The following is a 13,024-nucleotide window of genomic DNA, read 5'->3' on the forward strand; positions in this document are numbered from 1 at the left end:
TACGACACAGGAACGGGAGCCAGAAGCCAGCATGAACGCACCGACCAAAGCCGCTGCGACGTCCGGGGCCGAGGCCGTCCTGCCGGCCGCGCTGGCGCCCCGGGCCGAGGGGCCGCGGATCTACAATCTGTTCCCGCTCCTGGTCGGGCGCGTCTCGGACTGGACCGCCGAATTGCCGCGGATCGCCGCGCTCGGCTTCGACTGGATCTACCTCAACCCGTTCCATCAGACCGGCGGCTCGAAGAGCCTCTACGCGGTGGCCGACCCGGACCGCCTCGACGAGCGGTTCCGCGACCAGGACGGGACGCCCGACGACGAGCAGATCCGCCGCTTCTGCGCCGCCTCCAAGGCGGCCGGCCTGTCGGTGATGACCGACCTCGTCATCAACCACACCGCCGACAACGCGCGGCTCGCCACCGAGCGGCCCGACCTGTTCATGAAGGAGCCGGACGGCTCGATCATGCACCCGGCCGCCGTCGATCCGGACGATCCGTCGATCCGCACGGTCTGGGGCGATCTCGCCGAGCTCGACTACCACACCCCCGCCGCCCGGGACGAGTTGACCCGGATCTGGGGGGCCTACGTCGCCCGGCTCCAGGGGCTCGGCGTGGCGGGTTTTCGCTGTGACGCGGCCTACAAGGTGCCGCCGGAGACCTGGCGCGCCCTGATCGGGGAGGCCAAGGGCCGCGATCCCGCCTGCCTGTTCGCCGCCGAGACCCTCGGCTGCACCTTCGAGGAGGCCCGCGCCACGGCGGGCGCCGGCTTCGACTACCTGTTCAACTCCTTCGCGTGGTGGGACCTGAAGAAGCCCTGGGCGCTCGAGCAGTACGAGCGCCTGCGGGTGCTGGCGCCGTCCATCGCCTTCCCGGAGAACCACGACATGAAGCGGCTCGCCGCCGAGATCGGCGGCGGCCCGGAGGCGGTGGCGGCCCACCTGCGCACCCGCTACGCGCTCGCCGCCTTCTTCTCGGCGGGCGTGCTGATGCCGATTGGCTACGAGTGGGGCTACCGCCGGGCGCTGCACGTGGTCGAGACCACCCCCCGCGACCGCGAGAACGAGACCGGCATCGACATCTCCGGCTATATCCGGGCGATCAACGCCCTGCGGGCGGAGCTGCCGGCCGCCAATGTCGAGGGCGCGCAGATCCGGATCTCGTCGCCCGACAGCGATTGCGTGGCGCTCGCCCGCTTCGACACCGGCCACCCGGCCTCGGCGCAGCACGGGCTGATCGTGCTCTACAACCCGACCGACCGGCCGGTGCCGGTCGAGGCCGGCGCGCTCATCGCCCGCACCGGCGGGATGCTCGGCACCTTCGTCGACCGGACCCCGGAGGCCGAGCCGATCGCCTTCCATCCCGGCAGCGCCATCGACCTGATGCCGGGCGAGCTGCGCATCCTCGCCGCCAGCGCGCAGGAGGTCGCCCGTCAGCCGACGCGCGGCACCCCGGACGGGGAGGGCCGCGTGGTGATCGAGGCCGTCAGCCCTGAGATCGACGGCGGCCGCTCGGCGGTGAAGCGGATCGTCGGCGAATCCCTGCGGGTCGAGGCCGACATCTTCTCCGACGGCCACGAGATCATCGACGCCGCGATCCTGTCGCGGGTCGCCGGCAGCGACACGTGGCGCGAGGACCCGATGGTCTTCGTCGACAACGACCGCTGGGCCGGGCAATTCCCCCTGGAGCGCAATGCCCGCTACGAATTCACCCTGATCGCGTGGCGTGACGCCTTCTCGTCCTGGGTGCGCGACACCCTGAAGAAGCGCGCGGCCGGCGTCGACGTGCGCCTGGAGACGATCGAGGGCGTGACCCTGGTCGGGACCGCCGCCTCGCTCGCCCGCACCCGGGGCGGCCGCGACGCCGACCGGCTCGCCGCCCTGGTGGCCGCGCTCGCCGCCGAGGAGACCGGCTCGGCCGCCCAGCTCGACCGGATCCTCGCGCCCGACGCGGCGAGCCTCGTGCGCCGCAACGCCGAGCGGGTGAACCTCACCCGCTATCCCGTGACGCTGCCGGTGATCGCCGACCGCCTCGCCGCCCGGTTCTCCGCCTGGTACGAGATTTTTCCGCGCTCGCAGTCGATGGATGTCAACCGCCACGGTACCTTCGATGACGTGATCCGGCGCCTGCCCGAGATCCGCGAACTCGGCTTCGACGTCCTCTACTTCACGCCGATCCACCCGGTGGGCCGGACCAACCGCAAGGGGAAGAACAACACCCTGAAGGCCGAGCCCGGCGATGTCGGCTCGGTCTACGCGGTGGGCGCGGAGGAGGGCGGCCACGAGGCCGTGCACCCGGACCTCGGCACGCTCGCCGATTTCGAGCGGCTGGTCGCGGCGAGCCACGCCTACGGGATGGAGATCGCCCTCGACTTCGCGATCCAGTGCTCGCCGGACCATCCCTGGATCAAGAACCATCCGGAATGGTTCGAGTGGCGTCCGGACGGCACGCTCAAATTCGCCGAGAACCCGCCGAAGAAGTACGAGGACATCTCGAACGTCCATTTCTACGGGGGCGCCCTGCCCTCGCTCTGGATCGAATTGCGCGACATCCTGCTCGGCTGGTGCGCCCGGGGCGTGCGCATCTTCCGGGTCGACAACCCGCACACCAAGCCGATCCCGTTCTGGGAATGGGTGATCGGCGAGGTCAACGGCCAGTATCCGGACGCGATCTTCCTCGCCGAGGCCTTCACCCGGCCGAAGATGATGATGAAGCTCGCCAAGGCCGGCTACCAGCAGAGCTACACCTACTTCACGTGGCGCAACACCAAGCAGGAGCTGACCGACTACGCCCTGGAGCTGGCCGGCCCGATGGGCGAGTATTACCGTCCCAACTTCTTCGCCAACACGCCCGACATCAACCCGTACTTCCTCCAGACCAGCGGGCGCGCCGGATTCGTCATCCGGGGCACGCTCGCCGCGACCCTGTCGTCGGTCTACGGCATCTACAACGGCTTCGAGCTGTGCGAGGCCGCGCCGTATCCCGGCAAGGAGGAGTATCTGAACTCGGAAAAGTACGAGCTGAAGGCCTGGGACTACGACCGGCCCGGCAACATCCGCGAGCACATCGTCAAGCTGAACAGGATCCGGCGCGAGAACCCGGCGCTCTGGGACTTCCGCAACATCACCTTCACGGGCGCCTGGAACGACAACATCATCGCCTACGCGAAGGCGACGCCGGAGCGCGACAATTGCATCTTCACCATGGTCAACCTCGATCCCAAGAGCCGGCAGGAATGCACCTACGAGGTGCCGCTCTGGCTGTTCGGCCTGCCCGATGACGGCGCCGTCGAGGTCGAGGACCTGCTCCAGGGCTACCGGTTCGAGCTGCGCGGCAGAACCCACCGCATCGCCCTCGATCCGGCCGAGCGATCCTGCGTGATCTGGCGCCTCCGGGCGCCGCGGCGGGTTGCGGGTTGAGGCCACCCGTGGCACTCGGCCATGGCCGTTGAATCCGGCGGCGGGCATGCCCGTCGCCGCCCCTTGCACCCGTGCGGCGGCCCCCCGCCCGCGCCCCGGCCGGTTCCCCCGCCGGTCCCGTCAGATCCGACCGATGAGGCAGCGACGCGATGATCGATCGCAGCGACCCGCAATGGTACCGTGACGCCATCATCTACCAGATCCACGTCAAGTCGTTCTTCGACTCGAACAACGATGGGATCGGGGATTTCACGGGCCTGACCCAGCGTCTCGACTACGTCCGGGACCTTGGGGTCACCGCGATCTGGCTGATGCCGTTCTATCCCTCGCCGCTGCGCGACGACGGGTACGACATCGCCGATTACCGGGACATCAACCCGTCCTACGGCACCATGGAGGACTTCAAGGCCTTCGTGGAGGCGGCGCACGAGCGGGGCCTGCGGGTCATCACCGAGCTCGTCATCAACCACACCAGCGACCAGCACCCCTGGTTCCAGGCCGCCCGCGAGGCGCCCCCCGGCTCGCCGGAGCGCAACTTCTACGTCTGGTCGGACACCGACGAGCCGTACAAGGATACGCGGATCATCTTCCTCGACACCGAGGCGTCGAACTGGACCTGGGACCCGGTCGCCAAGCAGTATTTCTGGCACCGGTTCTACAGCCACCAGCCGGACCTGAACTTCGACAACCCGGCCGTGCTGGAGGCCGTCATCGAGGTGATGCGCTACTGGCTCGACATGGGCGTCGACGGCCTGCGCCTCGACGCGATCCCCTACCTGATCGAGCGCGACGGCACGAATTGCGAGAACCTCGCCGAGACGCATGACGTCATCAAGAAGATCCGCGCCGCGCTGGATGCCAGCTACCCCGACCGGATGCTGCTGGCCGAGGCCAACCAATGGCCCGAGGAGACCGCCCAGTATTTCGGCGACGGCGACGAATGCCACATGGCGTTCCACTTTCCGCTGATGCCGCGGATGTACATGGCGATCGCCCGGGAGGACCGGCACCCGATCACCGACATCATGCGCCAGACCCCCGAGATCCCGGACGGGTGCCAGTGGGCCATCTTCCTGCGCAACCACGACGAGCTGACGCTCGAGATGGTGACGGCCGAAGAGCGTGACTACCTCTGGTCGTTCTACGCCGCCGAGCGGCGGGCCCGGATCAATCTCGGCATCCGCCGCCGCCTCGCGCCGCTCCTGGAGAACGACCGGCGCAAGATCGAATTGATGAAGTCCCTCGTCCTGTCGATGCCCGGCACGCCGGTGCTCTATTACGGCGACGAGATCGGCATGGGCGACAACATCTATCTCGGCGACCGCGACGGCGTGCGCACGCCGATGCAATGGTCGCCCGACCGCAACGGCGGCTTCTCCCGGTCGAACCCGCAACGGCTGTTCCTGCCGGCGATCCAGGACCCGATCTACGGCTTCGACGCGATCAACGTCGAGGCCCAGACCCAGGCGCAGACCAGCCTGTTGAACTGGACGCGGCGGATGATCGCGATCCGCAACAACAGCGTCGCCCTGGGGCGGGGCACGATCCAGTTCCTGTACCCGTCGAACCGGAAGGTGCTCGCCTGGATCCGCGAGCACGAGGACGAGCGGGTGCTGTGCGTGGCGAACCTGTCCCGCGCGCCGCAGGCGGTGCAGCTCGACCTGTCGGAGCTGCGCACCGCGGTGCCGATCGAATTGACCGGCGGCACCGAGTTCCCGCCGATCGGTGACCTGCCCTACCTGCTGACCCTGCCGTCCTACGGCTTCTACTGGTTCAGCCTGAGCGCCGCGCGGTCCGGGGTGATCGGCCCGCAGCAGGAGCCGCCGGAGCTGTTCACCCTGGTGCTCACCGGCGGCATCGAGAGCCTGATGAGCGGACGCGAGCGTGTCGCCTTCGAGCGCACGGTCGTGCCGCCCTTCCTGATGAGCCGCCGCTGGTTCGGCGCCAAGGGCTCGCGGATCAAGGGCGTGAAGGTCATCGACTGCGCCGCCCTGAAGGACGTCGACGGGAGTGCACGCTTCCTGCTGCCGCGGCTGCAGGTGCAGCTCGCCAACGGCGAAGCCCAGGAATACTTCATGCCCGTGGGCGTCGAGGAGGGCCGGGAAGACGAGACGCTGCTGCCCTTTGCGGTGGCGCGCGTGCGCCGGGGACCGCGCACCGGGCTGCTCTACGGCGCAGCCGGCTCCAACGACTTCGCTGCCTGCCTGATCGACGACATGCGGCAGGCCCGCGAGATCCCCACGGAGAACGGGCGCCTCGTCTTCGCCGTCACCTCGGCCTTCGACCCGGACGTTACGGTGGACGTGGCCGATATCCGCCGGCTCTCGGCGGAGCAGAGCAACACATCGATCGCCGTCGGATCGAAAATGATGCTCAAGCTGCTGCGCCGCCTGCAGCCGGGGCTGCATCCCGAGATCGAGGTCGGGCGCTTCCTCACCGAGAAGGCAGGCTTCGCCAACACCCCGGCGCTGCTCGGCACCCTGGAGCACGTGGCCGAGGACGGCACCCGTACGGCGCTGGCCGTGCTGCAGAAGTTCGTCATGAACCAGGGCGACGCCTGGACCCTGATGCTGGAGGGCCTGCGCCGGGACTTCGAGACCGTGGTTCTCACCCCCGAGAGCGAGGCCGCCAGCCCCGAGGAGGCGTTCCAGGCCCACGGGCCTTGGGCCGACCTCCTCGGACGGCGCACCGCCGAGCTGCATGCGGCGCTCGCCATCGAGACCGACGACCCGGCCTTCGCGGCCGAGCCGTTCACGGCGGACGACCTCGCGGTGCTGGCACGCGACGCCCGCCACCAGGCCGAGCGCGCCTTCCGGGCGCTCAAGGGCTTGGCCGAGCGGGGACTCGATTCCGGCAAGCCGGCCTGCGCCGAACTCGGCCAGCGTCGCGGCGCGGTCGAGGCCCTGATCGAGGCGCTCACCGCCGAACCGGTCCGCGGCGCCCACAAGACCCGTATCCACGGCGACTACCACCTCGGTCAGGTGCTGGTCTCCGAGAACGACCTGATCATCGTCGACTTCGAGGGCGAGCCCTCGCGCCCGGCCGACGAGCGCCGGGCCAAGTCGATGCCGCTGCGCGACGTCGCCGGCCTGATGCGCTCCTTCGCGTACGGCGCCGAGACGGTGATCCGCGAGATCGCCGCCCGGTTCGGGGATTCCGAGGAGCGGGCGCGAGGTGCTGCCACGGCATGGCGGGGCATGATCGAGGCGGCGTTCCTGACCGGCTACGAGACCGCGATTGCGGGCTCCCGGGCGGCCGTGACCGATGCAGGAAGCCGGGCCCGGCTGCTGCGCCTCTGCCTGCTGACCAAGGCCCTGTACGAGGTCGATTACGAGGCCAACAACCGGCCGGATTGGATCGAAATCCCCGCGCGGGGGGTTCTCACCATTCTGGACACGGACGGACACGAGCCCGGAGCATCTGAATGACGGCGATCGACGAGACCTTCGCAATGCGGGCCGACCCGGAAGCGGCGACGGCGCGGAACGCGGATGTCCCGGGCTCCGGCGTCGCGCAGCCGCCGAGCGTCCATCCGGACGCGATCGCGGCCCTGATGGCGGCCAATCACGGCGATCCGTTCTCGGTGCTCGGTCCCCATCGGGTCGGGCCCCAGGCCTGGGAGGTCCGCGCCGTACTGCCCGAGGCACGGGCCGCCACCCTGGTGATGGACGGCCGCACCGTGCCGTTCGAGAAGCGCCATGCGGACGGGTTCTACGTCGCCCGGGTCGAGGGTGAGCACCGGCCCCTCTACGAGATCGAGGTCGAGTCCTGGGACGGCACGAAGCGCCGCCGCTACGATCCCTACGGGTTCGGCTCCTCGATCGAGCAGTACGACGTGGCCTCGCTCCGCGAGGTCGGCACCAATCTGGTCTACCGGATGCTGGGCGCCCAGTCGGGCCAGCTCGACGGCATCGACGGCTTCCGCTTCGCGGTCTGGGCCCCGAACGCCCGCAAGGTCAGCGTCGTCGGCGACTTCAACGACTGGGACGGCCGGCGCCACCCGATGCGCCTCTGGCAGGATGGCGGGATCTGGGAACTGTTCGTGCCCGGCCTCAAGGCCGGCGCGCGCTACAAGTTCGAGATCCGCGGGCCCGACGGATCCCTGGTCCCGCTCAAGGCCGACCCGGTCGCCTTCGCGGCCCAGCACCCGCCGGAGACCGCCTCGGTCACCCACGGGTCGGGCGAGTTCGACTGGCGCGATTCCGGCTGGATGAGCACCCGCGGCGCCAAGGACCCGCGCCACGCGGCGATCTCGGTCTATGAGGTGCATCTCGGCTCCTGGGCGCGGGTCCCCGAGGAGGGGAACCGCTATCTCACCTACCGGGAGCTGGCCGAGCGGCTGATCCCCTACGTCAAGGATCTGGGCTTCACCCATATCGAGATGCTGCCGATCACCGAGTTCCCGTTCGACGGGTCCTGGGGCTACCAGCCGGTTTCGCTGTTCGCGCCGACGAGCCGCTTCGGCACGCCGGAGGAGTTCGCCGCCTTCGTGGACGCCGCGCACGAGGCCGGCATCGGCGTGCTGCTCGACTGGGTGCCGGGCCACTTCCCGCTGGATGCCCACGGGCTCGGCCTGTTCGACGGCACGCACCTCTACGAGCACGCCGACCCGCGCCAGGGCTTCCACCAGGATTGGGGCACCTACATCTACAATTTCGGCCGCACGGAGGTCGCGACCTTCCTGGCCGCCAACGCCCGGTTCTGGCTGGAGCACTACCATCTCGACGGCCTGCGCGTGGATGCCGTCGCCTCGATGCTCTATCTCGACTACTCCCGCCGCCAGGGCGAGTGGATCCCCAACCGCTACGGCGGCAACGAGAACCTCGACGCCATCGACTTCCTGCGCAAGACCAACGAGGCGACCTACAGCCACGCCCCGGGGACGATCACGGTGGCCGAGGAATCGACCTCCTGGCCCGGCGTCTCGCACCCGACCTATACCGGGGGCCTGGGCTTCGGCTTCAAGTGGAACATGGGCTGGATGCACGACACCCTGCATTTCATGCAGGAGGATCCGATCCACCGCCGCTACCACCACCACAACCTGACCTTCGGGCTGCTCTACGCCTTCTCGGAGAATTTCATCCTGCCGCTCTCCCACGACGAGGTCGTGCACGGGAAGGGCTCGCTGCTCGGCAAGATGCCGGGCGACCGCTGGCAGAAATTCGCGAATCTCCGGGCCTATTACGGCTTCATGTGGGGGCATCCCGGCAAGAAGCTCCTGTTCATGGGCGGCGAGTTCGGCCAGGAGCGGGAGTGGAACCACGACAACAGCCTGGATTGGCACCTGCTGGAGGATCCCCTGCACAAGGGCGTCCAGAGCGTGATCCGCGACCTCAACCGGCTCTACGTCTCGACGCCGGCCCTCTACAGCCGTGACGTCGAGCATACCGGCTTCCAGTGGCTGGTGGCGGACGACCAGGACAACAGCGTCATCGCCTGGGCCCGCAAGGGCGCCAAGCCCGGCGAAATCGCCATCGTGGTGTCGAACTTCACCCCGGTGCCACGCGAGGGCTACCGGATCGGCGTGCCGCAGGCGGGCTTCTACCGGGAGGCGTTCAACTCGGATGCCGGCGTGTATGGCGGCTCCAATTTGGGCAACCAGGGCGGCCGCCACGCCGAGGAGCAGGCCAGCCACGGCCAGAAGCAGAGCCTGTCGCTGACCCTGCCGCCGCTGGCCACGATGATCTTTCTGCTGGAGGGGTGAGGGGGCAAGGAGACGTCCTCCCCCGCTTCAGGAGCCACCGCGTCATCCCGGGGCCGCACAGCGGAGCCCGGGATCACACCCACCGACGCGCCAAGTCTCGGCACCCGATAGTGTCCCTGGCTTCGGGGGTCGCCTGCGGCGCCCCGGAAGGACGGTGCGCTGCGCCGTCATAGGTGTGGCCCCACCGAGCGCTACGGAGACGATCCTACCCTGGGCAACCGCCCCGTCGGCCAGGGGATGACACGCAATCCGCCGCGCGACCGTCCTACGCCGCCCGCCAGCGCAGGGCCGTGCTGTTGCCGATGGCCCGGCCGTAGAGCCCGGCGTAGTTGTCAGCGGCCTGGTCCCAGCCGAAGCGGGCCACCATGGCGCGCCGCCGCATGGCGTGCAGGCGCTTCTTCTGGCCGAAGGCCTCCAGGGCCCGCCGGACCGCCGCCCCGAAGGACGCGGCCGAGGCCTCCGCGAAGGTGAAGCCCGTCACGCCGTCCTCGACGGTGTCGGCCAAGCCTCCGGTCCGGCGCACGATCGGCAGGGAGCCGAAGCGCTGCGCGTACATCTGCGCCAGCCCGCAGGGCTCGAAGCGCGAGGGCATCAGCAGGAAGTCGCTGCCCGCGAACATCCGCCGGGCCTGCGCCTCCTCGAAGCCGACATGCACGCCGACCGCCTCGGGATGGCGCTTGGCGAGGCCGCGGAGCGCCTGCTCGAACCGGCCCTCGCCCTGGCCGATCACCACGAGCTGGCCGCCCTCGGCCACGATGGCCTCGGCCGCCTGCAGGCTCAGGTCGATGCCCTTCTGGTGCACGAGGCGCGAGACGATGGCGAAGAGCGGTCCGCGGGAGACCGCCAGCCCGAACTGCTGGCGCACCGCCTCGGCATTGGCGCGCTTGCCCTTCCAGTCGTCGACCTCGAAGCGCGTGGCGAGATGCGGGTCGGTGCTCGGGTCCCAGGTCTCGTCGATGCCGTTGAGGATGCCGGCAAGCCGGCCCTGACCGGCACGGGTGCGCAGGAGCCCGTCGAGGCCGCAGCCCATCTCGGGGGTCTGGATCTCCCGCGCGTAGGTCTCGCTCACCGTGGTGACCTGGGAGGCGTAGAAGATGCCGGCCTTGAGGAAGGAGAGCTGCCCGTAGAACTCGGCGCCATCCACCTGGAAGGCCGAGTCCGGCACGCCGAGGCGGGGCAGGGCGTCCCGGGGAAACAGGCCCTGGTAGGCGAGGTTGTGGATCGTCAGCACGCTCGGCACCCGCCGGCCGCGCCAGGCCAGGTAGGCCGGGGCCAGGGCCGCCTGCCAGTCGTTGAGGTGCAGGAGATCGGCCGCCCAGTCGGGATCGGCGCCGGCGGCGAGCTCCGCCGCCGCGAGGCTGAGGCGGGCGAAGCGCAGGTCGTTGTCGCCGAAATCGCCGTGCTGGTCGCCGTAGGGGGTGCCGTCACGCTCGTAGAGCTCGGGGCTGAGCAGGACGTAGATGCGCAGGCCGTCGGCCGCCTCGACCAGACCGAGATCGCAGGCCGGGACACCCGCGAAGCCCTCGAGCCGGCCGATGACCGGGATCTCGGGGAAGGCCGCGCGGACCTGCCGGTAGCCCGGAATCAGGACGCGAATATCGTAGTGTGGGACCAGGGCCCGCGGCAGGGCGGCCGAGACCTCGCCGAGGCCGCCGGTCTTCACGAAATCGGCCATCTCGGGCGTGGCGTAGAGGATGCGGCGGCGCAGAGAGGCCGGCCGGGCCGGAACGGATACGACGCCGTCTTCTTCGCCGGACGAATACTCGGCGAAGGAACCACCACGGCGCGCATCGAGCATCAACATTGATCCTGGCCGGGCGGATTGCCCCGGTCTGGCAGACGATCGGCCAGGCATGGCTGTCGCGATCTCAACCACGGCTAATGCTCCCTCGCCGCGACGGTTCCGTTGCGATGCACAAAATAAGCCGCCGGGCGCATTAAGCTTCACTTACCTATGTCGCATCGCAGCAGGAAATCGCGCCGGAGCGGCGGATTTCGGCCCCTGAAGACGCCTCTTGGGCCGGGCAAAGTGCCGCCGGACACGCCCGCGGGCGTGTCCGGCCAACGATCCTCGCCCGACGGTCAGCGCGCCCCGGACACCTGATTCGGTCTCCGGCCTGACGGGCGCCGGAGCCGGGAGCGGGCTGCGCTCACCCGTCGCGGCGCAGGATCACTCCCTCGGCGGGCTCCAGCGCCAGGGTGAGGCCGGCCGCCTCGCCCGTGCGCCCCGCGCGGGTCGAGAGCAGCACGGTCCAGCCGCCCTCGGGCAGCGGCAGATCCTGCGACGCTGCGCCGAAGTTCAGGAACACGCGCAGAACGGCCTCATCGGCGAAGCGCTCGTAGGCGAACACTTCCCCGCCCCCCAGCGGCACCGCCCGGTAGCCGCCTACGGCGAGCGCCGCATGGTCGCGGCGCAGGGCGAGCAGCCGCCGATACAGGGTGAGCATCGAGGCGGGGTCCGCGCGCTGGCTCTCGACGTTGCGGGTCGCCCAATCCTCCGCCAGAGGCAGCCAGGGTTCGGCCGTGGAGAAGCCGGCCTGCGGGCTGTCATCCCACTGCATCGGCGTGCGCTCCGGATCGCGGCCGTGCCCGGGCTCGTTGTGCTCCCAGGGGTCGCGGGCGCGCTCAGGCGGGATCGGCACATGGCCGAGCCCGATCTCGTCGGCGTAATAGAGGGTCGGCGTGCCACGCAGGGTCAGGAGCAGCATCGCGGCGATGCGGGCCTGGGCCTCGCCTACCCGGGCGGCGATGCGCGGCTGGTCGTGGTTGCCCAGCACCCAGTTCGGCCAGCCGCCCTCGGGCAGGGCCGCCTCGTACTGCGCCACGAGGTCGGCCACCGCATCGGCCCGCCACGGGGTCTGGATCAGCTGGAAGTTGAACGGCAGGTCGGCGCCCGTGAGGTCCGGTCCGTAATAGGCGACCAGCCGCTCCACCGGCAGGTAGATCTCGCCGATCAGCACCCGCTCGCCGTAGTCGCGCAGCACCGCCCGCATGCCGGCAATCACGTCGAAGATCTCGGGCCGGTCGGCGGAGTAGACCTGGGTGAATCGGTTGATCTCGGGCGCGCCCGGCGCGTAATCGGGATTGGCCGGATTGTCGCGGAAACCGGCATCCTTCATCAGGTGCCAGATCACGTCGACCCGGAAGCCGTCGACCCCGCGCTCCAGCCAGAAGCGGAGCACGTCGTGCATGGCCGCCCGCACCGCGGGGTTGCGCCAGTTCAGGTCCGGCTGCTCGGCCAGGAAGGCGTGGTAATAATACTGGCCGGTAGCCGCATCCAGCGTCCAGGCCGGGCCGCCGAAATTCGACAGCCAGTTGTTGGGGGGACCGCCATCGGGCGCCGGGTCGCGCCAGATGTACCAGTCCCGCTTCGGGCTGGCGCGCGACGACCGGCTCTCGGAGAACCAGGGATGCGCGATCGAGGAGTGGTTCGGCACGAAGTCGAGGATCACCTTCAGCCGGCGCCGATGGGCCTCGGCCACCAGGGCGTCGAAATCGGCCAGCGTGCCGAACAGCGGGTCGATCCCGCAGTAATCCGCCACGTCGTAGCCGAAATCCGCCATGGGCGACGGGTAGACCGGCGAGATCCAAACGGCGTCGACCCCCAGCCATGCGAGGTAGTCCAGCCGCGCCGTGATCCCCGGCAGGTCGCCGACCCCGTCGCCGTTCGTGTCCTGAAAGGAACGGGGATAGACCTGATAGACGGTCCCGCGCTTCCACCAGACGGTGTCGGTCATGCTGCGCCCTTCGCGTTGGCGGCCCAGGCTTAACCGCTGACCCACGCGCTGGCGACCGGCAACGGATGCGCTCCGAGCGCGCGCCGGGCGCGGACGAATCGGCCCGCCGCCGCGCAACCCCCTTGACGGCCTCGTTCAGGGAATGGCTGCGGCCCATTTGCGCGGCCG

General features: G+C 69.8%; 5 protein-coding genes. 3 read left to right on the forward strand and 2 right to left on the reverse strand.

The window, feature by feature from the left end:
* Positions 1–31: 31 nt before the first annotated feature.
* From BLT59_RS27375 to glgB, 3 genes are all read left to right on the forward strand, one after another.
* On the forward strand, positions 32–3,412 hold the full coding sequence (locus BLT59_RS27375; RefSeq protein WP_091788475.1) for a maltotransferase domain-containing protein: 3,381 nt from the start codon (positions 32–34) through the stop codon (positions 3,410–3,412).
* A gap of 149 nt (positions 3,413–3,561) precedes the next feature.
* Positions 3,562–6,840 carry a maltose alpha-D-glucosyltransferase gene (gene treS, locus BLT59_RS27380; protein WP_091788477.1) on the forward strand — a complete coding sequence of 1,093 codons (3,279 nt, stop codon included), beginning with the start codon at positions 3,562–3,564 and terminating at the stop codon, positions 6,838–6,840.
* Complete coding sequence (gene glgB / locus BLT59_RS27385; RefSeq protein WP_091788480.1) at positions 6,837–9,119, forward strand: 1,4-alpha-glucan branching protein GlgB; 2,283 nt, start codon at positions 6,837–6,839, stop codon at positions 9,117–9,119. Before treS ends, glgB begins: the two co-directional genes overlap by 4 nt.
* Positions 9,120–9,384: 265 nt before the next feature.
* Here glgB and glgA read toward each other — a convergent pair whose 3' ends face one another.
* On the reverse strand, positions 9,385–10,917 hold the full coding sequence (gene glgA, locus BLT59_RS27390) for a glycogen synthase GlgA (RefSeq protein ID WP_091788483.1): 1,533 nt from the start codon (positions 10,915–10,917) through the stop codon (positions 9,385–9,387).
* Between the two features lie 352 nt (positions 10,918–11,269).
* Positions 11,270–12,856 carry an alpha-amylase family glycosyl hydrolase gene (locus BLT59_RS27395; RefSeq protein WP_091788486.1) on the reverse strand — a complete coding sequence of 529 codons (1,587 nt, stop codon included), beginning with the start codon at positions 12,854–12,856 and terminating at the stop codon, positions 11,270–11,272.
* Positions 12,857–13,024 lie beyond the last annotated feature (168 nt).

It is taken from the genome of Methylobacterium sp. UNC378MF (genome assembly GCF_900103195.1).
Lineage (GTDB): Bacteria > Pseudomonadota > Alphaproteobacteria > Rhizobiales > Beijerinckiaceae > Methylobacterium.